Genomic DNA, 26,975 nt, shown 5'->3' on the forward strand with positions numbered 1-26,975 from the left:
TATTCGCGGCGAACACGCGGCCCAGCGCACCCAGGCCACCGGTGATCACGTAAACGCCATCGTCCTTGTAGACCGATCCGACAGCGCTGCGGAGTTTCACCGGCTGCCAATCGAGCGCCTGCATGTGATCGCGCTGGCACTGCACCAGCGTCGCCGACGGCTGATGCTTCAGGCCGTGCAGTCGTGCGGCCAACGCATCGGCATCGAAGTCCGCGTCGATACCGACCACCTGCCCGACAAAGCGCGATTGTTCCATCGCGACCGTGCGCAGCAGCGCGGAAAGCCCGCGGTAGGTCTGGCTTTCATGGCCATTGGGGATCACGCACTGGATCAGCGTCCTGCCCGTCGACGGATCGCGGGCGAGATCACGCAGCGCTTCGAAACACTGCAAGGCGATGCTCTGATAGCGCTCCGCAGGATCATTTCCGGTCGCGGTGAACGCAACGCAGCGGCTATCGCCCGCCACCGCATTGCCATGATCGAGCGCCGCAGCAAGCATCGATGCCTGGATTTCGATATCGCAAAGCAAGACGACATGCGTCGAAAACACCTCGATGTCCGACGCCGGCTTCTCGTCCAGCGTTTGCCAGACCGGAATGGCATGCAGCACGTCATTCCCATCCGGTGGCGCGTGGCTCCGCACCGATGGCCGGGAAACCGCCGCAATCGACGAAACGCTGCCGTCGCTCGCCCCGCCGATGGACGCCAGGCGCCCGCGCCAGTAAGTGTCGGCCGCGAACGGATACGTGGGCATGTTCAGGCGTCGCGGCGTCGATTTGCCGCGGTGGAGTCTTTGCCATTCCACCGTCGCACCGGACGCCCACAGCGTCGCCAGGCGGCGCAGATCGATGCGGCCATGTTCGGCGAGACAGGCATCGACGTCCTGTATCAGCTGCGCGCGCGTGCCGCCGTGATCGGCCGCACCGGCCACGCAGGTCGCGCCGCCGATGCGGCCATTGACGAATGCTTCGAGTTCGGAGCGCAGCGCGTCGACGGAATCGACGATGAACGCCACCCGGTGCGCCATCGGGTCGCGGCCGGCCTGCAGCGTATGGGCGATGCGATGGATATCGAATTGCTCCGCATCGGCACCGGTGAACTCGAGCAACTGCCGTGCCCGGGCGACGAGCTGTTCCGGGCGGAACGCCGAGAGCGGAATCAACGCCTGCGTTTCGTACGACGACGGTTGCTCCGCGGAGACGGGGTGCGATGTTTCGTATTCCTGTACCAGCACATGCGCGTTGACGCCGCCTGCGCCGAACGACGACACGCCCGCGATGCGCGGCAATGTCCGGCCGTCGACCACGGGCTTGTCCCACGCGCGCAACTCGCGGTTCAATACGAAGGAGCCCGACGCGAACTGGATATTGGGATTGGTCTTTTCCGCGTGCAGCGTCGGTGCGAGCTGCTGGTGGCGCATCTGCAGCAGCACCTTGAGCAAGCCCGCGATGCCAGCCGCCGCTTCGAGGTGTCCGATATTCGACTTCGCGGAACCCAGCGCGCAGAACTGGCGATCGGCGGTGTCGAAAGCGAAGGCCTGCTGCAGGCCCTCGACTTCGATGGGGTCGCCGAGCGCGGTGCCGGTGCCGTGCGCCTCGATATAGCTGACATGGCGTGCGTTGACCCCCGCCTTGTCGAGGGATTCGCGGATCAGCGCAGCCTGTGCGCGTGGGTTCGGCACCATGAAGCCATGCGTGCGCCCGCCATGGTTCACGTGCGTCGCCAGGATCACGCCGTGCACGTGGTCGCCATCGGCCACCGCGCGATTCAGGGATTTGAGCAGGACGACCGCGGCGCCCTCCCCTGGAACGAAGCCCGACCCGTTCTCGCCGAAGCTGCGGCAGCGTCCGTCGCTCGACAGCATCCGCAGCGAACTGAGGTAGTAATACGCCGATGGATGCAGATACAGGTTGACCGCGCCGGCGAACGCCGCCTCGCACGAACCGAGCCTGATCTGCTCGCACGCGGTATGGATCGCGGTCAACGACGACGAACACATCGTGTCTATCGGCATGCTGGGACCGCTGAGATCCATGAAGAACGACAATCGGTTCGCGATCGAACTGAACGATGTGCGCGGATACCACTGGCCAGCGGCCCCCGGGCTGTGCGCGCCGTTCAATTCGAACTCGGTTTTCGTCACCCCGACGAATACGCCGACGCGCCGCCGATGCCGTTGACGCATGGCGTCGCTCGAATAACCCGCATCCTCCATCGCGCGCCAGGCTTCCTGCAGGAACAGGCGCTCGTGCGGGTCGATATTGACCGCTTCACGCGGCGAAATCCCGAAAAACATCGGATCGAACTGCGCGAACTCGTCCACGAAGGCGCCGAACTTGCAATAGCTCTTGCCCTGCGCCATGGCGCGCTGCACATCGGGTTCGTAGAATTCGTCGATATCCCAGCGGGCGAGCGGCACTTCCGTCACGCAATCCTTGCCTGCCGCGAGGTTCCGCCAATATGCGTCGAGATCGGGAGCCTGCGGGAACACGCCGCTCATGCCGATGATCGCGATCGCGTCGTCGCCCGATTCCACCTGCGCTGCCGGATGCCGCGCGTGCGATTCGCGCGTGATGCCGCCCACCGTCGTATTGGCGAGCGCCGACAGGGCCGCGGCGGACGCTTTCTTGAGCGTCCATGCCCGGCATTCCTCGGCATACTGCAGCGCGAGATGCCCGGCGATCTCCGCGACGGTGCGGTATTGGAAGAACAGGGTTTTCGATACCGCGCTGAAATGCCTGCTGAGCGCGAGGTTGATCTTGTTGACGAAGATCGAGTCGATGCCGTAATGCGCCAGCTCTTCTTCGATGTCCAGCTTCTCGACAGGAAGCTTCAATTGTTCGGCCACCAGCGCGGCCAGCGCGCTGGTGGTGGTCGCCAGCAGTTCGGCGGCATCGACGACATGGCCGGCGTGCGATGCGTGGCGCGAGGTGTTGACCAGCAGTTCCTCGTGCAACTGGCGCGAGTCGCCGTGCAGGATCAGCACCTGCTGCGCATTGCGCCAGTCTTGCGCCTTGAAGAACTCGAGGCCCACGGTGGTCGGCATCGGGACCATGCCGCGGGTTTCCTTGAGCAGCGCAAGCGCGCTCGCATCGACCTGCATGCCGCCGTTGCGCCACAAGGGCCAGTTGATCGAAACGCTGTGCCCGCGACGCAGCCCTTTCGCGACCAGCGCGTTCCGGTATGCGGCGTAGTGATCCAGGAAGCCGTTCGCGCAGGCGTAGTCCGCCTGCCCGGCATTGCCGGTCTCGGACATGACCGACGAGAACAGCATGAAGAAATCGAGATCGATGTCCCGCGTGGCTTCATCGAGATAAAGCGTACCGCCGATTTTCGGCGCCAGGACGTGCGCGAATTCATCGGCCGACTTGTTGACGATGAAATTGTCGGCCACTTGCCCCGCGCAATGCAGGACACCGCGCAACTGCAGGCCGTCGCTGCGAAGACTCGCGATCAATGCCTCGACATCGTCGCGCTTGTCCAGCAGCAGGCGCCGATACTCCAGGCGCGACCCCGCATCCCAGGACTCGACCTCGACTTCGATGCGATCGTCGACCGCAGAACGCCCGGTGACGATCACGTGCGCATCCGGCGCCGAATCCAGAATCTGTTTGGCGAACAAACGCCCGAGCCCACCGAGGCCACCGGTGATCAGGTATGCGCCATCGGAGCGCAGGCTCACCGGGGCGCCATGAGCGGACGATTTCGGCAGCTGTTCCCAGCGGCGGACGAGTCGCGTCGTGTCCGTGTATTTGATCGATGCGCCGCTTTCGAACGCATGCTGATTCGAAGCAAGATGCGCCTGCAGCCCGGCGATCGAGACCTCCGCCGGCAGCGTGATGATCTGCCAGTCCAGCCGCGGTTCCTCGATGCTCGCGGTTTTCAGAAGACCACGCAGACCGAAGATCCAGTCGCCGTCCCCACGATCCTCGGTGACCAGCTGGAAGCGGATCTTCGTCGAGCTTTTCTCGCGCAGCAGCGTGCCGATATACCCGAAGCAGCGGCTGGCCAGGGAGGCATAGCGCGAAGCGGACGTATCGCCAACGGCATTGACAAGCGTCAGTCGGCAGCCGGGCAGCGCCGCGCGCAACGCCGGCTCATCGAGCTTGTGCGTCGTCCATACGAATACGTGGGTTTCGATGCCGTCGATGGCCTGTCCATCGACGGCATCCGGCAGGTCGTGGCGTTCCCACACCGGCTGCAGGTATTGCGTTTCGACGCCGATATCATCGGCGGAATGGGTCAGGAACTGCGATGAAAGCATGCGCTGGACCGGCACCCAGTGCCGATCCTTGCTGAACGCATAACCCGGAAGCTTGAGGAATTTCGGCGCGGACGCCAATGCATCGTACAGGCCCCGCCATTCGCCATGACAACCCTGCAGCCAGTGCTGCGCGAGCGCCTTCCAATCGCGCCGCGCCAAGGCTTCGCTCCATTGCGAAGATTCGCGATGGTCTTCGCGCGCCGAGGCATCGATCTTGGCGAACCCGACCTCACGTCCATCCGATTCCAGCCACGCATGCAATTTGAGCGCCAGTTCGTCGAAATCGCGCACATGCACGGCGAGGCGGTATTTGAATGCGGTCCGTCCGCACTGCCACGTATGCAGCGCGTCGATGAAGTGCTGCGACGAGTCACGGCTGCGCAGCCAGTCGATCACGGCACGGGCGTTGCGACGCAGCGCGGCCTCGTCGATCGCGGAAAGCACGAACAGATTCCCATCCGGGAAAGCGCTGTCGACCGTTCCACCGGAACCGTCCAGCGCAGCGGGAGCGACATATTCCTGCAAGACGACATGTCCATTCGCACCGCCGGAACCGAAGCTGCTGACACCGGCAATCCGCGGCTGTGTCGCATGCCACTCCTGCGGCGTCGTCTGGATATGCAGCGACGTGCCTTGCAGCGCGATTTCCGAATTGATCCTGGAGATGTGGATGCTCGCAGGCAGGCGGCGACGCGCCATTGCCGCAACCACTTTCAGCAGGCCCGCCAAGCCTGCGGCCGATTCCAGATGACCGATATTGCTCTTGACCGATCCGACGCCGCAGCCCGTCCCGGCCGTCGCGGACAGCGCCGCGCCGAACGCCATTCGCATGCCTTCGATTTCGATGGGATCGCCCAGCGATGTGCCGGTCCCATGGGCTTCGAGATAACTGATCCGGCTCGGGTCGACACGCGCGTTGCGCCACGCGGACGCCAGCAGCGTCGCTTGCCTCTGCGGATTGGGCACCGTCAATCCGGCCGCCTGGCCGCCATGGTTGACGGCGCTTCCTTTGATCACCGCATGGATGCGATGGCCATCGGCGATGGCGTCGCGCAGCGGTTTCAACAGCAGCATCACCGCGCCTTCGGACCGTACATAACCATCGGCCGAATCGTCGAACACCTTGCATCTGCCATCGGGGGCCAGCATGCCCGCCTTCTGGTAGGCAAGCGAAATCCGCGGATTGCAGATGAAATTCACGCCACCGACCAGCGCGATCCGGCAGTCGCCGGCCCGCAGCGATTGCACCGCGGAATGCAGCGCAACCATCGATGACGAGCAGGCGGTGTCGATGAGCAGGCTCGGCCCATGGAAATCGTAGAAATACGAGAGTCTGTTCGCGAGCACCGCCAGCGAATTGCCGACAGCGCTGTGCGCCTCCACCTCGGCGCCGATGTCCTGCAGCAGATGGGCGTAGTCGCTGTTGCTCGCGCCCACGAAAACGCCGGTGTCCGTGCCCCGCAGCGTGGCGGGCACCACGCAGGCATCCTCGAAACACGCCCACGAGACTTCGGAGAGCAGCCGCTGCTGCGGGTCGGTCACTTCCGCTTCGCTCGGCGACATCCTGAAAAAAGATGCGTCGAAGCATTCGCCGTCGATCAGGAAACCGCCGCGCTCGATGCCGCCACCGTGCGGCCAGGGTCCGCGTGTTGCCGGATACCCGGCGATCACGTCCCGCTGCGACTCCAGGACGTCCCACAGTCCGTCCAGATCGTCGATCCCATGCGGCAGGCGACAGGCAAGCCCGACGATCGCGATATCGGATTCGTGGTATGGGCCGGCCCCGTCCTCCGTCTTCGACGCCGCCGTATCATCGGCGATCGATGCGCCCTTCCGGTTCCGCGAGGGCTCGATCCCGCCCTGTGCCGGAACTTGGGTTCCGGCACAGAAGAAGTCGACGATTTTTTGCGGTGTATTGAAGGTGAAGAAGAACGACGGCTTGAGTCGCTTGCCGAAATGGGTTTCGAGCCTCGGTTTCAGCGCGAGCAGACCGGCCGAATCCAGTCCGGATTCCATCAACGGCCGCTCGGGATCGATCGAATGCGCCTCGTCAATCAGCGCGGAGATGGTCTCCAGGATGAAACGTCGCGCGTCGGTCGTGTCGGCTACGGCTGCTGCGGTCGTAGGCGCCAGTGCCTTTCGCGACAGCCGGCATTGCCTGCGCTGCGCAAGATCGTATTCGACCAGTACGCCATTGCCTTGATTGGCCAGGTCCCTTGGACGGTAGCCGGGAAGAACGGCCGTGATCCCGGCACCATGCGCGTGATGGAAATGAAGCACGCGATCGCAATCCTTACCGGGGCCGGTGACATACTCCTCGAACTTCAGCCCTTGCTCCGCGCTGAAGTTCTTGCACAGGGTCACCGCGACGATCTTCCTCACGCCCTGCTGCAGGCTCGATCGCTGCAGCATGAATTCGAGCAGTTGATCGCCGCAGGCCAGATTCTGGCTGTCGGGGTCGATGTTGACCGCCAGCAGTTGCACCACATTGCCTGCTGGATCGTGCAGCCGATGCACGGTGTCCATGTCTTGCCGGAACAGATCGGCTTCGTCGTGGATCCGCTGGCTGTAGATGACGCCTTTGACTTCGCCGCCGATCTCCAGCGCGAACTGTCCCTGGGGAAATGCCCGTATGCGCGCCAGCAGGTGCTCCCTCGACGTGCGCAACTGCGGAATCCAGCACAGATCCTCGAGTCTTTCGAGCGCATCGATATCCGTCGGGCGCGCGAAGCGGACCGTATACTCGCGCCTGCCGAGTCGATACAGGACGCGGTCGCATATCGTTTCCGCGTTTTTCTCGAACGGCGGCGGCTCATCGCAGAACAGGCCCACGGAAGCCGCCAGAACGACGAATGCATCGGCACTGATCGGATACGCCGTCGCAAGCGAAGTCGCGGCCGGGTTCTTGCCGGGAATGTAGGTTGAAGCCCCCGCAGCGCCGCTCGCCGGCTCGGAATGCCCGAGCAGGCACAGCAACGTGCTGTCCCCTGCGGCATCGGCAAGCTGCTGCAATCGTTGCTGCCACGACGCAAGCACATGGACCGGTGCGGCGGCATTGCGCTTGCCTTTTCCGTAACGGGCCCATTGGTGCTGGGACAGCAACCCCAGATCGTCCGAAAGCGGCTCGTCGAAAGACGCTCGAAGCGCCAGGCGGCATGCATTCACCAGGCACGCCATTTCGCCATCGACAGCGATATCGAGCGACGCGAGCGCGTCGCGAAGCGCATCGTCGGCGCCGAGTTCCAGCGGCGACAAGCATGCATCCGCCTCCGAAACGCGCTGCGCCTCGCCGAAACATTGTTCCAGACGGCCAACGATGAGCCGGCAGGTCCGATCGAAGGTGGATAAGGCTTCAGACATACGATCGCCCAGTACTCTGTCCATGACGACGACGCGGATATTCCGCGCACGCGGCGAAAAAGATGATGCGCACTTGCTCTTGCTATGGATCCTTCATGAACCGCAAACACCGCAACGGCGCTGCGGACTTCCCGGCGGCGACGGGCGCGCCGCATGGCGTGCACCACGGTTCCGGTGTTTCCGGTCTCGAGGGTCGCCGGCAGCGATGATCATGCCTGGCGAAAAGAGCCTTTTTTGCATGGCTCCGCCCCGTGGCGTTACATCCCTAAACGTCACTTCCACTACCGCCTTCGATTTCATGCCGTGCCCGGAAGCGCATTGCTTCAGACGGCTTGGCTCATCCTTCGGAAATCAAATGGGCTATTCGCAAACCACACAGAAAACCATCGGCTGCACAACTGATTCGGATATCGCTCGGGTTTCGAGTGTCCATCACCGGATCAAACGATCTGGCGGCCTTTTTCAGGACAAACGCAGGACAGGGGCCATGCGCTATCCGATGGATACCATGTCCCTGCCTACTTCCACACTCACGCTGCTGCCCAACAAATGCGCGTTGATCACCAGCCTTTCCTGACTCTTGACCTTGACGAGCTCGCCTTCTGCGCCGGCGAACGGGCCCGAGACGACTTTCACGCGCTGCCCGACCACGATATTCATATCCAACTTCAGGTCGGCGCCACTGCCGACAAGGATCTTCACGGCCTGCAGGTCCTTTTCGGGCATCGTGGCCGGCTGGTTGCCGATGAGCACGAGCCCGCACGATCCGCGGATGTAGCGCATGTCGGCGTATTGATCGGCGCTCGGCTGTACGAACACGTAGCCGGGAAACAACGGCAACTCGACCACGCGCCTGCGATCTTTCCAGCGGCGGGTCACTTTATGCTTGGGTAGGTACGCTTTGATCGATTTGCGCTGCAGGCAAGACTCGACCAAATGTTCATGGCGGCTCCTGGTCCTGAGCACCATCCACCCCTCGACTCGAGCATCCATTACCCTTCACTTCCCCTTTGACTGTCCATGAATCGTCATTTCCACTTGACATTGCCGGCATCGTCCCCTGACGTCGCACAATCACTGTGCTTCAACCATCACCGGCATATATCGTTCGCGCATATTGTTATACGTGAACGTTGCAGGAACATAACAACACCCTACTGTCGAGTCAAACGGTATACGTAAGCAATGCCGGACACGCCTCGACGATGCTGTTCAAAGCCGGTCCAATCAGAATGGCTGGAGCGCGCGGTCTGAAGAATGCGTTCCGGGTGCCGTCGAGTCGTAGCGGAACGACTATCAGCGCGATTCACGCCGGGAACGACTTGTTTTATCGCAAGAATTAACTTTTATTTAACCCCATGGTGGACGCCAATCACGAAATAACACGCATTTCGCGTCGGGACTCGGAATGAAACTCATGAAGAGCACGTGGATACCCGAAGCACAATCGCATCTTTTCGTGCCTGCGCCTGCCGCCATGAATCCGACCGGGGCCGGACTTTGCATGATCGGTTTCTTTGCCGATGTTCGAGCAAGCCTGTTCCGACAGCGTTGTCACCGCCGGCCAGTGCGCGGAATGCGGGATGGGCCAAGCCGGTCATCAGCTGTCGTGGCGACCATTGCCATACGTGCCCGGCCGAATGACAAATGTCGCGATAGCGTTGTCAATGATGGCGCTGAAGCAAAGATGCGCTGCAGTCGCATGCACGGACTCCGCTGCCTCGGCACCACCGTGATCATGGATACATGACCGAATGTTAGTATCCGGAACGGATGCTGCATATGAAGGAGTCGACGATATCGGCCGCGCTGGCCGTATCCATGCTGTCGTGCCAGGGATCGCAATGCTGCCGGATTCGAAAGCCGACGTCGTTCGACCGCACGCCTGGACCAACCATCGCCGTTCCTCGCCAGCGCAACCAACCGCGATGAGCGTCCGCTTGTGCATCCGGGTGGTGCCGGCAAGTGGAGATGATCGAAAGCAATCGTAATCCTCTGCCCGAAGGTCGTCGGGTTTGCCCTGGATACCCCCCGGGTGAGCGTACGGCGCGGCCGGGCATTCTGCACAGGTCGGAAAATGAAAGATTGGAGTGAGGAACTCGGCGCTGCGCTCGACTCGGGCGACCCCGAATACATGAAAGCGATGATGGCGCGTGTACCGCCCGACATCCTGCAGCAGGCGACCGTATGGGTGGAACAGCTGGCGCAGGCGAGTCTGAAGGAAGACAGGCTCCAGGATGCCCTGGTTTCTTTCGATCACCTGATCGCGCTGTCACCGGACAATCTGGACGCACGGCTCGAGCGCACCCGCATCTGCCTTCGACTGGAAGCGCCCGCCGAAGCGCTAGCCGAAGCAGTCCGGTTTGCCGCACTGGCACCGGAGCGTGTCGAGGGTTTCCTGTTGGAAGGAGAAGCCCGGGAGCGACTGGGCGAAAACAAACCTGCACTCATCGCCTACCGCAAAGCGCTGGACCGCGCGCCGGGGGACGCCGACCTGACGCAGCGGATCCAGCAATTGGAGACGCGTCTCCGCAAGGATTCGATACTGAAGCAAACCCTGGACCCCGATACGGCCGTGGAGTCCGTAACCGAAGTCATGCCCCGCCCCGAGGCACGATTCGATCCCGCGATGCTGGACGATCCATCCCTGCCCGAGGCGACCGCACCCTTCCGCGTCGAAGGCCTCGGACAGCACCTGTCGCGCTACGGCAACCAACAGTCGCCCAGGCAGTGCATCGCGCGCCTGGAGGATCCCGAATGGCTCAAGGCCTGGGACAGCGCACTCTCGGCATTGGCGGGCGACAGCGTGCTTTTCTGCGGCAGCGAACTGGGCGTCTTCGGATTGCGCGCACTGCATCATGGTGCAGCGCAAGTATTGTGCGCCGAGTCTTACGCACTGGATGCGCGGATCACCGCCGGCATGGTTCAAAAACATTTCCTGTTGCCATGGCAGGAGCGACACGGCGCCGATTTGAAGGATCGCACGCCAGAAGAGCGGCGCGCTTCCTTCGAAGCCTTCGTGCAAGGGATCGATATCGAGGGTCCCGATGGCAATCAGCGCGATGAAGGCGGTTACGACGTCCTTGTATTCCCGCGTATCGACCACTCGTTGTTGGGCACGGGAATCGTCAAGGCGATCCGCCGTCACCAGGCCAGTGCGGCCGGCAAGCCGACCCGTGTTCTGCCCGCGCGCGCAACCCTTTTCGCCATGGCGATCCAATGGCAATACCCGTCGGCCGATGTTCCACTCCCCGAACTCGATCGGCTACGGTGGAGTCTTTACCCGCAGGCGCTCGAGCTGGATGCGACGTTCTGGAATGCGCTCACCACCCCGATCCAGGTCGGGGAAATCGATTTCGTCGATTTCAAGGAACAGCATCTGCAGGTGGAACTGCCGGTCGTTCGTGCCGGACAGGTGGATGCCATCGTCTACTGGTTCGATCTGGACCTGGGCGTGGCGCGACTCGGCAATGCACCGGGAAGCGAGTTGCAGTGCATCAAACCGGCGGTTCAATACACCGACCCGATCGATGTGCAGCCCATGCAATCGCTGCCGGTCAGGATCCGGATCGACGAGACGCGACTGTACGTGCAGGCCCAGCCTGCACCCAAAGAGTTGCATGCACGGAATGTGCCCGCATGGTTCATCCCGACACTCGGCGATCAGCGGCGTTACGATGCCTACGGGAAAGCGCTCATCGCTTCCCGGGCGCTGCATCCGGCGCGCACCGCGCTGAACATCGGCGCAGGCTGCGGACTGCTCGCGACGCTCGCGGTGCGCGCGGGCGTCGAGCGCGTCGTCGGGACCGAAACGCAGGCTGCGATCCGTGCCGTTGGCCGGGACGCGATCAAGCGCGTGGGACTTGAAAGCCGGATCGCACTCCTCGACAAGGACTGTCACAACCTCGCTGTTCCCGAAGATATCGACGAGCGCGCCGACTTGGCGCTGTTCGATGCGTTCGACTGCAGCCTGATCGGCGAAGGCATCCTGCATTTCCTGGCGCATGCCCGCGAGCACCTGCTCGACGCGCATGCGCGATTCCTTCCGGCCGGCGCCCGGATCCGGGCGATGTTGATCGAGTACCGCCTGGATCGGATCATGGATATCGACGCCAATCTGCTGAATCCGTATCGATTCTCGCCTTCCTTCATCAATGTCGACGCCGGCACGTTGCCCTATCGCGCGCTCAGCGCTCCGTTCGATGTGTTCGATTTCGATTTCTCGACGGATGGCCCCACGCCCGCTGGAAAAGAACTGGCCATCCGTGCCATCGCCCCGGGCACCGCAGGGGGCGTGCTGTTCTGGTTCGATCTGCGTATGGACCCGAGCGCATGGCTCAGCAATGCACCGCACAGCGGCGATGCCTTGAAGTGGAAACAGGGCCTGCAATTCCTGCCCGAAGTGCACGTCACCACCGGGATGGATCTGCCCCTGCTCGCACGTCACGATGGCAGTCAACTGCGGTTTCAGTGGCAGGCCGATGCCCTGCCGGCGGAATCGTTCTCGCGGTTGCCGAGGTTCGACCCGCGCTGGCTCGCTGCGAGCCAGGAACTGGAACAGCAGACGCGCGATCTGCTGCAGCATTGCGCGCAGAATCCGGATGAATTCGCGAAAGTGTCCGATCTGGCGATGCGTTTCGCGATCGACCCGGCGGCCCATGGCCTGGACCCGGTCATCGCGCAGCGCTTCGCGGCGATGATGCTCGGCAGTTAGGACAAGGGCATCAGGTTTCCGGCGAAAAGGCCTGGGCGGCACGACCGGGATGGAAATCCGATGTTTTCAGGAATTCAGGCACCAGTTGCACCTCACTGGCCAGTGGGGTGAATTTACGCATCGAGATCGTGGGTGATGCGCCGGCGTTGCGCTCGGCGCAGATCGCCATCACGTAATCGACCGTCGGCCGGCACTGCCAGAAGCTCCAGCGCCCGGCATGGTCGTCCAGGTCGGGCTGGATGCTGATCCGCACCGCGTCATGATGCGGAAAATCGAAGCTGAAACGGTCCAGGGGCAGCGAAAGCCCCATGCCGCGCGCCTTGATGTACGATTCCTTGAAGGTCCAGTATTCGAAAAAGCGATCCAGCTGTCGTTCCGTCGGAACGCAAGACAGTTCCGCGACTTCGGTGGGGGAGAAAAAGCGTTCCGCGATGCCGATCGATGGGCTCCGCACCGCGACGTTTTCGACGTCCACGCCAAATTCCCGGCCACGACCCACCGCCAGCGCGATGAGCCCGCGCGTATGCGAGATATTGAAGGACAGGCCACGCACCTCATCCACCGCGTTGGCGATCTCCGGTCGGCCGTATGCGTTCCTGGAGAATTCCCAACACTCCGGTGCGACCGGTGCGTAACGCGACAACAGCATGCGCACCGCTGCGCGCGTGACCAGATAGCGTTTGCGGTCGTCGGCGAAGAAGAATCGACCTTCCTTGTCCACTTCTTCCGCATTGAGCAACGCGCGGAGCATGACAAGTTGATCCTCGTCGACGATCTCGTCGTAATAGATCAGCCAGATATCGATATCGCGCTTGCCGGTTTCTACGCCGGCAGGGACCATTGGTTCATCCATGGGTCAAGACATTCTTCATTCTTGCGGTGCGGCCCGCAGCCGGGTTGGGCGATGGCGTCCCGGCCCGATGCATCGGCCAGCGGTTTCTGTTCTTCTCGTCAACGCATGCAAAGGATCGTTCCTGGTCGTCAACCCGCGACATACACCGTCTTGATGTTCATGAATTCGTGGATGCCGTGCTCGGCGAGTTCCCTGCCGAAGCCCGAGTTCTTCGTTCCGCCGAACGGCAATCGCACATCGCTGCGCACGATCGCGTTGACGAACGTGGCGCCGGCCTGCAGACGACGCGCGACCGCTTCGCCGCGCGCCTTGTCCGTGGTCCAGACGCTGGCGCCGAGACCGAAGTCGGTGTCGTTGGCGATGCGCACGGCATCGTCGTCGTCCCGGGCGCGCAGGATGCTGGCGGCGGGCCCGAACAGTTCGTCGTGATAGGCGGGCATGCCGGGCACGACATGATCGAGGATGGTCGCCGGGTAGTGCGAGCCGCCCTGCCCCGGCGTGCCGCCGAGCAGGAGTTTCGCGCCCGCCGCGACGCTGCGCTGCACTTGATCGTGCACTTCGTCGCGCAGGTCCGCACGGGCCATCGGCGCGAGCGTGGTGGCGTCGAGATCCGGATCGCCGACGGCGAGCTTGCCGGCCGCTTCGACGAAACGGGCGACGAACGCTTCGGCAATCCCCGGCGTGACGATGAAGCGCTTGGCGGCGATACAGGTCTGCCCCGCATTGCCGAAGCGCGAAGCGACAGCGGCGGGGATGGTCGCGTCCAGATCGGCATCGTCGAGCACCACGAACGGGTCGCTGCCGCCGAGTTCCATCACGCATTTCTTCAAATGCTTGCCGGCCGTCGAGGCGACCGCGCTGCCGGCGCGTTCGCTGCCGGTCAGGGTCACGGCCTTCACGCGGGGATCGGCGATCACCCTGGCGGCCAGTGCATTGTCGATGTGCAGCACGCCGAACACGCCGTCGGGAATCCCGGCATCGCGCAGCACGCCGGCGATGGCGTCCGCGCAGCGCGGCACGTTGGTCGCATGCTTGAGCACCGCGACATTGCCCGCCATCAGCCCCGGCGCGAGGAAACGGAACACCTGCCAGACCGGAAAATTCCACGGCATCACCGCGAAAATGCAGCCCAGCGGTTCGTAGGTGACGTAGCTGCGATGCGCTTCGGTGGCGATCATGCCGTCGCGCAGATAATCGATGGCATGGTCCGCGTAGTATTCGCAGGCGGACGCGGATTTTTCGATTTCGACCAGCGCTTCCCGGCGCAGCTTGCCCATGTCGGCGGTCATGACCGCAGCGATGGCATCACGCTGTTCCCGCAGCCGCGCGGCGACCGCGCGGATCAGCCCACCACGTTCATCGAGACTGCGCGCGGCCCATCCGGGGGCCGCCTGTGCGGCGGATTGAAGCACACGTTCGACCTCGGACTCGCCGATGTAGTCGTAGGTGTAGTCGATCTCGCCGGTCCATGGATGGATCAATCGCACCGTCATGTTTTCACCTCAGGTGTTGTCTTGAATGGCGAGCTGGATATCGCGCTGCCTGCGTTTCTCCTCGCGGTACATCAGCCACCAGCCGGTCACCGCCGCGAACGACACCGCCAGCACCATCAGGGTCGCCAGCGCATTGATCTTGGGGCTGAGGCCCAGACGGACCGACGAGAACACCTTCATCGGCAGCGTGGTCGAGTTCGGGCCGGCGACGAAGCTGGCGATCACCACGTCGTCCAGCGACAGCGTGAACGCCAGCAGCCAGCCCGATACCAGCGCGGGGGCGATGATCGGCAGCGTGATCAGGAAGAACACCTTGATCCGGTTGGCGCCGAGATCCATCGCGGCTTCTTCCAGCGATTTGTCGAGTTCCGCGAGTCGCGAAGACACCACCACGGTCACGAACGCCAGCGTGAAGGTCACGTGCGCGACCCAGATCGCGACCACGCCTTTCGGCGCGATTCCGATCAGGCCACCCATCGACACCAGCATCAGCAGGATCGACAGGCCGGTGATCACTTCCGGCATCACCAGCGGCGCGGTGATCATCGCGCCGAACATGGTCTTGGTCGGGAAATGGCGCATGCGGGTCATCGCCAGCGCCGCCATCGTGCCGAGCACGACCGCAGCGGTCGCGGTCCAGAACGCCACTTTCAGACTGACCCATGCGGCGTCCAGCATCGAACGGTCGCGCATCAGTTCGCCGTACCATTTGAACGAAAAGCCTGACCACACCGAGGCCAGCCGGGATTCGTTGAAGGAGTAGACGATCAGGATCAGGATCGGGAGATAGAGGAATGCGAAGCCCAGGCCCAGGACCGTCCAGCGGATCGCGCGATTGCCCTGCATGTTGGTACCGCTCATGCCAGCCGCCCTTCCAGCTCTTTCTGCTGGACGCGGTTGAAGATCAGGATCGGGATGAGCAGCATGACCAGCATGACGATCGCGACCGCCGACGCCACCGGCCAGTCGCGGTTGTTGAAGAACTCGCTCCACAGCACGCGACCGATCATCAACGTATCCGGGCCGCCGAGCATTTCGGGAATGACGAACTCGCCGATCGCGGGAATCATCACCAGCATGCAGCCGGCGATGATGCCGGAGCGCGACATCGGCAAGGTGATCTTCAGGAAGGCCTTCCACGGCTTGGCGCCGAGGTCGTAGGCGGCTTCCAGCAGGCGGTGGTCGAATTTGAGCAGGTTGGAGTACAGCGGCAGGACCATGAACGGCAGATAGCAGTAGACGATGCCGATGTAGGCCGCGAGCGGCGTGTTGAGGATGTGCAATGGCGCGTCGATCAATCCGATCTTCATCAGCAGGCTGTTGAGCAGGCCGTTGCTGTCGAGGATGCCGATCCAGGCATAGACGCGGATCAGGAACGATGTCCACGACGGCAGCACCACCAGCATCATCGCGATGTTGCGCGCGGACGGCGACAGGCGCGAGATGACGTAGGCCATCGGATAGCCGATCAACAGCGTGAACAGGGTCGAGATCGCCGCGATCTTCAGTGAGCTGGCATACGCCAGCAGATACTGCGAGTCCGAGAACAGCACCGTGTAATTGGTGAGGTTGAGCTTGAGCAGCACTTCGCTCTGCACGAACTCCAGGATCGGCGTGTACGGCGGCTGCGCGATCGCCAGCTTGGCGAACGAGATCTTCAGCACGATCAGGAACGGGACCGCGAAGAACAGCAGCAGCCAGAAGTACGGGACCGCGATGACGCCCCAGCGCGATCCCGGCAGGAACTTCTTCAGCGATCGGAGATTCATGACGTGAGCACCACGCCTTCGTTGTCGCCCCACGACACCCAGACACTGTCGCCCCAGGTCATGCCCTCGCTGGCCCAGCGCTGCTGGTTGGCGAAATTGGCCATGACCTTGTAACCGGTCGGCAGGCGGACATGGAAGACCGAGTGACTGCCGAAATAGGCGATATCCTCGATCTTGCCCTGCGCCTTGTTGTACTGCTGCGTCGGTTCTTCCTTGCTGATCGTCAGCTTTTCGGGGCGCACGCCGTAGCCCACTTCCTGTCCTTCGAAGCCGGAAACGCCGTGGCCGACGTAGATCGGCACCGGCAGCGACGGCGACAGGATGGTGATGTAGTCGGCCTTGTCCTCGTCGATGCGTCCGTCGAACATGTTGATCGAACCGATGAATTCGGCGGCGAAACGGCTGGTCGGCGATTCGTAGATTTCGTCGGGCGTGCCGACCTGGCGGATCCGGCCGGCATCCATCAGCGCGATGCGCGTGGCCATGGTCATCGCCTCTTCCTGGTCGTGGGTGACCATCACGCAGGTCACGCCCGACTTCTCGATGATATCGACCAGTTCGAGCTGCATCTTCGAGCGCAGTTTCTTGTCGAGCGCGCCCATCGGTTCGTCGAGCAGCAACAGCTTGGGGCCCTTGGCCAACGAGCGCGCAAGGGCGACGCGCTGCTGCTGGCCGCCGGAGAGCTGATGCGGCTTGCGCTTGGCGAGTTTGCCCAGTTGCACCAGGTTGAGCATGTCCTCGACGCGCTTGGCGATGGCCTCTTTGCCCAGACCGTCCTGCTTCAGCCCGAAGGCGATGTTCTGTTCGACGGTCATATGCGGAAACAGCGCATAGGACTGGAACATCATGTTGATCGGGCGTTCGTACGGCGGCAGATCGTTCATCACCTGGCCGTCGAGATAGATCTTGCCGGAGGTGGGTTTCTCGAAGCCGCCGAGGCAGCGCAGCAACGTCGATTTGCCGCAGCCGGAACCGCCCAGCAACGCGAAGATCTCACCCTTGCGGATCGACAGGTTGGTGTCGTCGACCGCGACGAAACCGTCGAATTCCTTGCGGACATCGACGATGCGCAGGTAATCCTCGACCGTGGCCTTGGGAGCGGCAGGAGCGCCGTTGTGCGGTTTTTCGTTGGCGACTGCGGCCATGGGGTTCCCTCGAATGCGGCTCGGAATGCAGCTCGGGGCAGGCATCGCTGCCTGCCCCGGGGCGATGTATCAGCGACCGGTCTTGAGCTGGGTCCAGATCCGCGTGTACTGGCGATCCACGTCGGGCGGGATGATCGCGTAGGTGAAGAGTTTCGCGGCGACATCCGGCGGCGGGTAGATCGTCGGATCGCCGCTGATGTCCTTGTCGACCAGCGGCGTCGATTTCGGAATGGCGTTCGGGTAGCTGACGAAGTTGGTGTTGTTGGCGGCCACCTGCGGCTCGAGCAGGTGGTTGATGAACGCATTCGCGCTCTCGACATGCTTGGCGTCCTTCGGGATCGCCAGCATGTCGAACCACATCGGCGCGCCTTCCTTCGGGATGGAATAGCCGATCTTCACGCCGTTCTTCGCTTCTTCGGCGCGGTCGCGCGCCTGGATGATGTCGCCGGACCAGCCGACCACCAGGCAGGTGTTGCCGGTGGCCATCGAATCGATGTATTGCGAGGAATGGAAGTTGGTGACGTAGGGACGGATCGTCTTCAGCAGCGCCGCCGCCTTGTCGATCACTGCCGGATCCTGGCTGTTGGGATCTTCACCGAGGTAGTTCAGCGCGATCGGGATCAGTTCCGAAGGCGTATCGAGGAGGGTCACGCCGCAGCCCTTGAGCTTGGCGATGTTTTCCGGCTTGAACACCAGGTCCCAGCTGTTGGTGACATCCGTGTTGCCGAAAGCGGCCGTGACCTTGTCGACGTTGTAACCGATGCCGGTGGTGCCCCACAGGTACGGCACGGCGTATTCGTTGCCCGGATCCTGCAGCGCGATGCGCTTCATCATCTCCGGATCGAGGTTGGCCAGATTCGGAATCTTCGACTTGTCCAGCTTCTGGAACACGCCGGCCTGGATCTGTCGGCCGAGGAAGTTCAGCGTGGGCACGACGATGTCGTAACCGCTGGAGCCCGCGAGCAGCTTGGTCTCGACCATCTCGTTGCTGTCGAAGACGTCGTAGACCACCTTCACGCCGCTCTTCTTCTCGAAGTCCGGGATGGTGGTTTCGGCGATGTAGTCCGACCAGTTGTAGACGTTCAAGGTCTTGTCGTCGTCGCCGCCCGACTTGCCGTCGCCGGACGCGGCGCCGCTGTCGGATTTGCCGCCGCAGGCGGCCAACAGACAGACGGCGATGGAAAGCCCCAACACTCGCAGTTTCATCGTGATATCCCTTTGCCCGGTAGGGCGTCAATGGTGTGGCGTGACGGTGGCATCCTCGACAGATTAACGGCTGCGGCCTGTCGCTGCATCTACAGTGCAGCGGCGGTTTCGTTCAGCGACTTCCAGGTTTTCTCGAACAGTTCGTCGACCTGCGCGCGGGTGATGATCAGCGGCGGCGACAACAGCATTGAATCATAGGTGGCGCGCAGAATGAGGCCGTTCTTCAGGGCCATGTCCCGGCAGAGCACGCCAACGCTGCCCCGCTCCTCGAAGAAAGCGCGCTTGCCCTTGTCCGGAACCAGTTCCAGCGCACCGACCATGCCGGCGATGCGCGCCTCTCCGACCAGCGGGTGTTCGCCCAGTTCGGCCCAGCGCTGCGCCAGATACGGCGCGATGTCGTTCCGCGCCCGGTCGACGATGCCCTCTTCCTGCAGGATGCGGATGTTCTCCAGCGCGACCGCGGTGCAGACCGGATGACCGGAATAGGTGCAGCCGTGCGCCAGCTCCCCGCCCTGCTCCTTCAGCACACCGGCGACGCGGTCGTTGAACATGGCCGCGCCGAGCGGGATATAACCGGACGTGATGCCCTTGGCGAGCGTCATCACGTCGGGAGTGAAACCGAAATAGTCCGCACCGAACCATTCGCCGGTGCGGCCGAAGCCGCAGATCACTTCGTCGGCGACCAGCAGCACGTCGTACTTGCGGCAGATCCGCTCGATCTCCGGCCAGTAGGTCATCGGCGGGATGTACACGCCGATCGCACCCATGATCGGCTCGCCGATGAAGGCGGCGACCCGGTCGGGTCCCAGTTCGAGAATCTTCTGTTCCAACCGGCGCGCGGCGACCAGGCCGTACTCGTCGGGCGACAGATCGCCGCCATCGGCGAACCAGAACGGTGGATCGATATGGTGGATGTCGGGAATCGGCAGCCCGCCCTGCTTGTGCATACCGGCCATGCCGCCGAGGCTGGCGCCGGCCATCGTGGTGCCGTGATAGCCGTTGTGGCGGCCGATGAAGATGTTCTTCCCCGGCTTGTCCTGCACCGCCCAGAAGTGGCGGACGAGCCGCAGGATGGTGTCGTTGGCCTCGGAACCGGAATTGGTGAAGAAGGCGTGGTTGAGATCGGCCGGCGTGAGTTCCGCAAGCTTGGCCGACAGCAGGACCGTCGGCTCCACCGTGCACTGGAAGAAGCTGTTGTAGTAGGCCAGCTCGATCATCTGCCGCGATGCCGCCTCGCCCAGCTCCCTGCGGCCATAGCCGACGTTCACGCACCACAGGCCCGCGAAGGCGTCGAGCAGTTTGTTGCCGTTGGCGTCCCAGACATAGGCGCCCTCGCCCCGGGTCAGGATGCGCGTGCCTTTCTTCGCCAGCGCCGCGTTGTCGTTGAACGGATGCAGGTGATGCGCGGCGTCGAGCTGCTGCAGGTGGACGAGTTCAGCTTTATCCATGGTGGTTCCGGTGGAATGGCAATGCGATGTGGCGGAAATCAGACGTTCAGCAGCAGGAACTCGCGTTCCCACGAACTGATCACCCGGAAGAAGGTTTCGTATTCCTTGCGCTTGACCGAGATGTACGCACGCACGAAACGCGCGCCCATCAGGTCGTGCAGCATCGTGCAGCTTTCCAACTGGTCCAGCGACTCGCCCAGGGAACGCGGCAGCTCGAAGCCCACATCCTGCGCACTGATGGTCAGCGGCGCGGTCGGTTGCAGCTTCTCGCGGATGCCGAACAGGCCGCAGGCCAGCGTACCGGCCATCGCCAGGTACGGATTGGCGTCGGAACCCGCGAAACGGCTTTCGACGCGCGTGTTCTCCGGCGTATCCATCGGCACGCGCAGGCCGCAGGTGCGGTTGTCGTAGCCCCACTGCACGTTGATCGGCGCGACCTGGCCCAGCGCCAGCCGGCGATAGGAATTCACGTTCGGGGCGAAGAAGGCCATCGCCATCGGCACGTATTTCTGCAAGCCGCCGAGGTAGTGTTCGAAGATCTTGCTGTGCTTGCCCTCGCCCTTGCCGGCGAACACATTCCGCCCGGTCTTGATATCGACCAGACTCTGGTGGATGTGCATCGCACTGCCGGGCTCGTTCTCCATCGGCTTGGCGAGGAAGGTCGCATACACGCCGTGGCGCATGGCGGCCTCGCGCATCATCCGCTTGAACAGGAACACCTGGTCGGCGCGCGACATGGCGTCGGCATGGATGAGATTGACTTCCAACTGCGCCGCGCCGGATTCGTGGATCAGCGTATCCACGTCCAGTTCCATGGCATCGCTGTAGTCGTACATCAGGTCGAGGATCGGGTCGAACTCGTTGACTGCATCGATCGAATACGACTGGCGCGCGGTTTCCGGCCGTCCCGAGCGCCCGGCGGGCGGCTGCAGCGGGAAATCCGGGTCGGTATTCTTCTGCACGAGGAAGAATTCGACCTCCGGCGCGACCACCGGCCGCAGGCCCAGCGCCTCATAGGCGTCGAGCACGCGCTTGAGCACGTTGCGCGGCGCCAATTCATGGCGTTCGCCGGTCTTGGTGTAGCAGTCGTGGATGATCTGCGCGGTCGGATCGGTGGCCCAGGGCACCAGGCGCACGGTATCCGGGTCCGGACGCAGCAGCATGTCGGCGTCGGAAGGCGAAATCAGATCGTAATAATCGTCGGGATAGTCGCCGGTGACCGTCGTGGCGAAGATGCCTTCCGGCAACCGCGTGCCGTAGTCGTGCGAGAACTTGTCGGCTGGGATGATCTTGCCGCGCGCGTTGCCGGTGATGTCGGGCACCAGGCATTCGACCTCGGTGATCCGGCGATCCTTGAGCCAGCGCAGCAATGCGGGCTCGCCCGGCTGCATGGCATGCGATGGTGCCTTGTCCGTGGATGCGATCGCACGTCTGGACGGGGTCTTGCGGGGCGGTTTGCGTGGACTCATGCGGTCATCCTATCCGTTGTTGCGCGCGCTGGCGGCAGGCATCGCCGAAGGCGCGGAAAATGCCGTGATGGAACGCGTTCTCGGCGACACGCCATTCCGGGTGCCACTGCACCGCCAACAAAAACGCGCCGCCATCGCGGCGGTAGGCTTCGATCAGACCATCGGGTGCGGTCGCTTCCACGGTCAGGGTTTCGCCCAACCGCGCGATGCCCTGCCCGTGCAGCGAGTTGACCTGGACGGTTTCGGCACCGGCGATGCCCGCGAGCAGTCCGCCCGGCGCCAGCGCGATCGGATGGGTCGGCGCGTACTGCACATCGAGCGGATCGTCGAGGTCTTCGCGATGGTCCATGAAACCGTCGACTTCATGCACTTTCTGATGCAGGCGCCCACCGAAAGCGACATTGACCTCCTGGAACCCGCGGCAGATCGCGAGGATCGGCAGACCCAGTTCGATCGCCAGCGGAATCAGCGCCAGATTGGTCTCATCGCGGGCGGGGTCGTGGAGATTACCCGGATAGCTGGGTTCATCGCTGTAATGATGGGGTTCGATATTGCTGACCGAGCCGCTCAGCAGGATGCCGTCGAGCCCTTCCAACAGCGGCCGTAACGGCAACGCGGGCTGCAGCCCGGGGATCAGCAGCGGCAGGCATCCGGCGCCATCGACCACCGCGCGAACGTACTTCTCCCCGGCCGCCAGAAACGGGTGCGGGCCGATGAGTTTGCGGTCAGTGGGCAGACCCACCAGCGGTAGCCGTGCCGATGTGGATGACATGCGAAACGCTCGTGGCGAGGCCTCGGGGGCGTCCTCCGCACGTTATCCGGCATGTTTGATTTCTGCAACACTCGGCGGCAAGGATGGCCATTCGTCGGCGCGACCATGCGCGATCACACTGATTTCAGGCAGGGCGATGGACATACTGGCAAGATGCCCGTTGAGTATTCTTGACGCCTTCCCGCCCCCATCGGCAACTGTCACACTGTTGTCGAGCCCAAGCAGACCACCGATATCATGCCCGCAAGCCTCAATCCCGAAGACCTTCTTGCACTGCAACAGAATCCGGACTGCGAGCTGGTCGACCTGATCCTGCCCGACATGAACGGCCTGCTGCGCGGCAAGCGCGTCACCCGCAGTGCGCTGGAAAAGGTCTACGCCGACGGGGTTTGCCTGCCGATGTCGCTGATCGCCACCGACATCACCGGCAATACCGTCGAGGAAACCGGGCTGGGCTACGACATCGGCGACGAGGACCGGATCTGCCGGCCGGTGCCGGGCACCCTGCGACCGGTGCCGTGGTCGCCCCGTCCGATGGCGCAACTGCTGCTGTCGATGGAAGACGCCAACGGCGGCACCTTCGAGGCCAACCCGCGCGAAGTGCTGAAGCGCGTGCTCGACCGCTACACCGCGCGCGGCCTGAAGCCGGTGGTCGCGGTGGAACTGGAGTTCTACCTCTTCGACCGCCTGCCCGACGCCCACGGTCGCCCACAACCGCCGGTCAACGCGCATACCGGCGTCCGCAACATGAGCACGCAGGTCTATTACATCGAAGACCTCAACGATTTCCACGACTTCATCGACGCTGTCGCCTGTGCCTGCAAGGCTCAGGGCATTCCGGCCGACACCGCCGTGGCGGAGTACGCGCCCGGCCAGTTCGAGATCAACCTCAAGCATCGCGACGATGCCCTGCTCGCCTGCGACGACGCGATCTATCTGAAGCGCGCGATCAAGGCGATCGCGCAGAAACAGGGCCTTCAGGCCAGTTTCATGGCCAAACCGCTCGTCGATCAGGCCGGCAGCGGCCTGCACATCCACGCCAGCGTGCTCGATGCGAACGGCGACAACATCTTCGCCTGCACCCAGGACGCGCCGTCGGACACGCTGCGCCACGCCATCGGCGGCCTGCAGCGCAGTGCGCAGGACTGCCTGCTGCTGTTCGCACCCAACGCCAACAGCTACCGCCGCTTCGTGCTCAACGCGTTCGTGCCGCTGAACGAGGTCTGGGGTTTCAACAACCGCACCGTGGCCATGCGCATCCCGCACAGCGACGAGAAGAACACCCGCATCGAGCACCGCATCGCCGGCGCCGACGCCAATGTGTATCTCGCCACCGCCGCAGTGCTGGCCGGGATGCTCGACGGTATCGAACACGGTTACGACCCCGGCGCACCGGTGGTCGGCAACGCCTACGAACAGACCGAGATCCGCACGCCCTACTGGCGCGATTCGATCCGCGACTTCATGGCCAGCGACTTCATCGCCACCCAGTTCGGCGAAACCTTCCGGCACATCTACGGCCAGCAGAAACTCAAGGAGCTGCACAGCTTCTACCGCGAAGTGACGACGCTGGAATACGACTGGTATCTGCGGTCGGTGTGACTTTTCTGGCGAATATGATTTCGACTGATGCGATTTCGACGCGATCGTGCTTCAGAAAATCCACGTTGTTCCCGCGAACGCGGGAACCCAGTGTCTTCCGGATTGTGGAAAGCAAAGACACTGGATCCCCGCGTTCGCGGGGATGACGATCGACACCAAGGCATCCCATGACAGGTTCGCCCTACCCGCCCAGTTGGTATGCCGCCAGCACCGAAGCGCTACAGTCGCAACCGGCGCTGGCAGGCGACATCGACGCCGATGTCTGCATCCTCGGTGCGGGCTATGTCGGCTTGTCGACCGCACTCGAGTTGGCCGAAGCGGGTTACCGGGTCGTGGTGCTCGAGGCCGAGCGCATCGGCTGGGGCGCATCGGGTCGCAATGGCGGACAGGTGCTGCCCGGCTTCGGCTGCGGTGAGGCCAAGCTGGCCGCGCTGGTCGGTCGGGACGATGCCCGCAAGCTGTTCGACTGGTCCTGCGAAGGCATGCGCCTGATCCACGAACGCCGCGAACGCCACGGTATCGACTGCGACTGGCGCCAAGGGCACGCGACCGCTGCGATCAAGCCACGACAGATCGTCGAACTGCAGACCTGGCAACGCGAACTCGAAAGCGACTACGACTATCCGATGCAATGGTGGGATCGCGAACAGTTGCGCACCCGACTTGATACGCGACGTTATCTCGGCGGCCTGTACGACGCCAACGCCGGGCATCTGCATCCACTGAAATACGCACTGGGCATCGGTCGCGCAGCGCTCGCGGCTGGCGTGCGGGTTTTCGAGGCCAGCCCGGTGCTGCGCATCGCCCATGGAGCGAAGCCTGTGCTGCATACCGCGCACGGGACGGTGCGCTGCGATTTCGCGGTCCTCGCCGGCAACGCGCTGGTGAAAGGCGTCGCGCCGGAGCTGGATCGCAAGATCATGCCGGTCGGGACCTATATCGCCGCGACCACGCCGCTGGGCGCGGAACGCGCGCAGGCGCTGATCCGCAACGACATGGCTGTCGCGGACTGCAACTGGGCGCTGGACTACTTCCGCCTGAGCAGCGACCACCGCCTGCTGTTCGGCGGACGTGCCAGTTACTCCAACTTCCAGCCGCCAAATCTGGGCTGGGTGATGACCCGACGGATGCGCAAGGTTTTCCCGCAGCTGGCGGATATCGGCTTCGATCACGTCTGGGGCGGCACCATCGACATCAGCTTCAACCGCGCGCCGCACTGGGGCAGGATCGGTGCGAACGTCTATTTCGCGCAGGGCTTTTCCGGACACGGCGTCGCCGCGACCAACCTCGCCGGACGCATCGTCGCCGATGCGATCCGTGGCCAGAACGAACGTCTCGACGTCTTCGCGCGCATCGCGCATCACGATTTCCCCGGCGGCCGGACCTTCCGCACCCCGATGCTGGTCGCGGCGATGGCCTGGTACAAACTGCGCGATGCGCTGTGGTGAGCCGGAACGCGGCGAATCGTCCGTTGAGGCTTGACGATCCTTGGGGCGGCCTCTAAACTTTCGCGCTCGCCACATCATGTGGGGCCATAGCTCAGCTGGGAGAGCGCCTGCATGGCATGCAGGAGGTCGGCGGTTCGATCCCGCCTGGCTCCACCAATCTTCAAACGCTTCTGATCGTTAGGCCGGATCCGAAGTGGCTTCAGAGTTCTACGACGTCCCCATCGTCTAGAGGCCTAGGACACCACCCTTTCACGGTGGACACCGGGGTTCGAATCCCCGTGGGGACGCCAATATCCACAAGGAAGGCCCGCGCAAGCGGGCCTTCCTTGTTTCCGGCGTGCGTTCGGTCAGCGCACGGAATCGGGGATCCCCGTCTGCTCAGATCCGCCGATAGACCCACAGGCTGCCGACGTTCATCCCGATATGACTGCGACCGGTGCCGGTGTATATCTCGGGACCGACCAGCGCGTATCTCAGCATGTAGTTCGAGGCCACGGTCGAAAACCCGAGGCCATATTTCGTGTTGATGTCGGTCAGCATGCGGTTGAACTGCGTCGGGCTGATGCAGAAACCGCGATCCTTGCCGCCCGGCGATACGCTGCCTTTGCGGAACGGTTCCAGCAGGTTGCCATAGCCCGGAATCGGTGCGCTGTAGACCGACTGGTTCTGGTTCTGCGTCTGCAGATGGGTGATGACGATCGGTTTGTGCGCGCTATTGACATCGGTGTCGATCAGCAGCGCATCGGCCACGGTCCAGCTCGGCCGCGAGTCGAACATCATCGCATTGACGTGAAAGCCCTGCGCGATGTTCGCCTGGTTTTCGAAATACAGCGTGATCATCGCCTGGTTGACGCCGCCGCCCGTGTAGGAGGAGGCCAGGTTCATGGTGCCGCTCACGCACAGCAGATCCTGCCGGTTCCAGACCACGCGATTCAGATCGACGCGGTACTGCAGCGAGTGGTGTTGCGCGCCGCCCGGGAACGACGCCGGCCCGAAGGTGTTGAGATGCATGCCGACCGAGGTACCGCTGCGCTGGACAATGGTCGAGCCGTAGCCGGGTGTCGTCTCGGCCGCGGCCTTGCTCGCGCGCTGGCTGTTGGCAGTGCGATCCACCGGGTCCAGCGCGGTCCACGCCGCGCCCGACCACGTGTTCGGGCTGAGCCACGCGAAACTGGCGCCGCTGCTGACGTTGAGGATGTTGTTGGCGAGCAGATTCAGCCCCGGCTGCGGTGCCGCGGAAAGATAACCGGGGTTGTTGACGATGAGCTTCGTGAGGTCCGCCGCCTGCGGCGTGTAGTAGTACTCGGTGTTCGTCCATGCAACGGCATCGACGGCGGCGGTCAGCAGCAGGACGGAAAGCGTGGTCTTGACGAGATTCGACATGCGGAAATTCCCTTTATATCGATGGAATTGAACTGCTACGGCAGGCTTT

At 63.2% G+C, this 26,975-nt stretch carries 15 protein-coding genes and 2 tRNA genes (1 of these 17 running past the window's edge); 5 read left to right on the top strand and 12 right to left on the bottom strand.

Annotation, left to right across the window (positions count from 1 at the left end; genetic code table 11):
* Positions 1–7,624, bottom strand: the 5' portion of a protein-coding gene (locus HOP03_16940) for an SDR family NAD(P)-dependent oxidoreductase (protein ID NOT89845.1). 5,360 nt of this gene lie to the left of the window's left edge; only the first 7,624 of its 12,984 coding nucleotides appear in the window; it begins with the start codon at positions 7,622–7,624; its stop codon lies off the left edge, out of view.
* A 492-nt stretch (positions 7,625–8,116) separates the two neighbouring features.
* Positions 8,117–8,593 carry a UpxY family transcription antiterminator gene (locus HOP03_16945; GenBank protein NOT89846.1) on the bottom strand — a complete coding sequence of 159 codons (477 nt, stop codon included), beginning with the start codon at positions 8,591–8,593 and terminating at the stop codon, positions 8,117–8,119.
* Positions 8,594–9,701: 1,108 nt separating this feature from the next.
* Between HOP03_16945 and HOP03_16950 the strand changes: the two genes are divergently transcribed.
* Entirely contained in the window at positions 9,702–12,338 is a 2,637-nt protein-coding gene (locus HOP03_16950; protein ID NOT89847.1) for a hypothetical protein, read from the top strand.
* Positions 12,339–12,348: 10 nt separating this feature from the next.
* Here HOP03_16950 and HOP03_16955 read toward each other — a convergent pair whose 3' ends face one another.
* The 9 genes from HOP03_16955 to HOP03_16995 form a co-directional block, all read right to left on the bottom strand.
* The gene (locus HOP03_16955; protein ID NOT89848.1) at positions 12,349–13,191 is read right to left on the bottom strand and encodes a 4'-phosphopantetheinyl transferase superfamily protein; all 843 of its coding nucleotides are present in this window, start codon (positions 13,189–13,191) and stop codon (positions 12,349–12,351) included.
* Positions 13,192–13,319: 128 nt separating this feature from the next.
* The gene (locus tag HOP03_16960; GenBank protein NOT89849.1) at positions 13,320–14,684 is read right to left on the bottom strand and encodes an NAD-dependent succinate-semialdehyde dehydrogenase; all 1,365 of its coding nucleotides are present in this window, start codon (positions 14,682–14,684) and stop codon (positions 13,320–13,322) included.
* Positions 14,685–14,693: 9 nt separating this feature from the next.
* The gene (locus HOP03_16965; protein NOT89850.1) at positions 14,694–15,545 is read right to left on the bottom strand and encodes an ABC transporter permease subunit; all 852 of its coding nucleotides are present in this window, start codon (positions 15,543–15,545) and stop codon (positions 14,694–14,696) included.
* Positions 15,542–16,453, bottom strand: a complete 912-nt coding sequence (locus HOP03_16970) for an ABC transporter permease subunit (protein NOT89851.1) — start codon at positions 16,451–16,453, stop codon at positions 15,542–15,544. The genes HOP03_16965 and HOP03_16970 overlap by 4 nt, the downstream gene beginning before the upstream one ends.
* On the bottom strand, positions 16,450–17,598 hold the full coding sequence (gene potA / locus HOP03_16975) for a polyamine ABC transporter ATP-binding protein (GenBank protein ID NOT89852.1): 1,149 nt from the start codon (positions 17,596–17,598) through the stop codon (positions 16,450–16,452). Before potA ends, HOP03_16970 begins: the two co-directional genes overlap by 4 nt.
* 69 nt (positions 17,599–17,667) lie before the next feature.
* Positions 17,668–18,804, bottom strand: a complete 1,137-nt coding sequence (locus HOP03_16980; GenBank protein ID NOT89853.1) for a polyamine ABC transporter substrate-binding protein — start codon at positions 18,802–18,804, stop codon at positions 17,668–17,670.
* A gap of 89 nt (positions 18,805–18,893) precedes the next feature.
* Positions 18,894–20,252 carry an aspartate aminotransferase family protein gene (locus HOP03_16985; protein NOT89854.1) on the bottom strand — a complete coding sequence of 453 codons (1,359 nt, stop codon included), beginning with the start codon at positions 20,250–20,252 and terminating at the stop codon, positions 18,894–18,896.
* Positions 20,253–20,290: 38 nt separating this feature from the next.
* Positions 20,291–21,721: a glutamine synthetase gene (locus HOP03_16990; GenBank protein ID NOT89855.1), complete on the bottom strand. Its 1,431-nt coding sequence runs from the start codon at positions 21,719–21,721 to the stop codon at positions 20,291–20,293.
* Between the two features lie 4 nt (positions 21,722–21,725).
* A complete protein-coding gene (locus HOP03_16995; protein NOT89856.1) occupies positions 21,726–22,493 on the bottom strand; it encodes a gamma-glutamyl-gamma-aminobutyrate hydrolase family protein in 768 nt (255 codons plus the stop codon).
* A gap of 237 nt (positions 22,494–22,730) precedes the next feature.
* Between HOP03_16995 and HOP03_17000 the strand changes: the two genes are divergently transcribed.
* The 4 genes from HOP03_17000 to HOP03_17015 all read left to right on the top strand — a co-directional run bounded on the left by HOP03_17000 (position 22,731) and on the right by HOP03_17015 (position 25,833).
* Positions 22,731–24,095, top strand: coding sequence for a glutamine synthetase (locus HOP03_17000; protein NOT89857.1), 1,365 nt, complete (start codon positions 22,731–22,733; stop codon positions 24,093–24,095).
* 167 nt (positions 24,096–24,262) lie between these two features.
* Positions 24,263–25,543 (top strand): FAD-binding oxidoreductase, encoded by a 1,281-nt coding sequence (locus HOP03_17005; GenBank protein ID NOT89858.1) that lies wholly within the window; start codon positions 24,263–24,265, stop codon positions 25,541–25,543.
* Between the two features lie 80 nt (positions 25,544–25,623).
* Positions 25,624–25,699: transfer RNA gene (locus tag HOP03_17010), tRNA-Ala, on the top strand.
* Positions 25,700–25,757: 58 nt separating this feature from the next.
* A tRNA-Glu gene (locus HOP03_17015) sits at positions 25,758–25,833 on the top strand.
* Positions 25,834–25,921: 88 nt separating this feature from the next.
* Here HOP03_17015 and HOP03_17020 read toward each other — a convergent pair.
* Positions 25,922–26,926, bottom strand: coding sequence for a hypothetical protein (locus HOP03_17020; protein ID NOT89859.1), 1,005 nt, complete (start codon positions 26,924–26,926; stop codon positions 25,922–25,924).
* Positions 26,927–26,975: the final 49 nt, after the last annotated feature.

It is taken from the genome of Lysobacter sp., assembly GCA_013141175.1.
GTDB lineage: Bacteria > Pseudomonadota > Gammaproteobacteria > Xanthomonadales > Xanthomonadaceae > Lysobacter_I.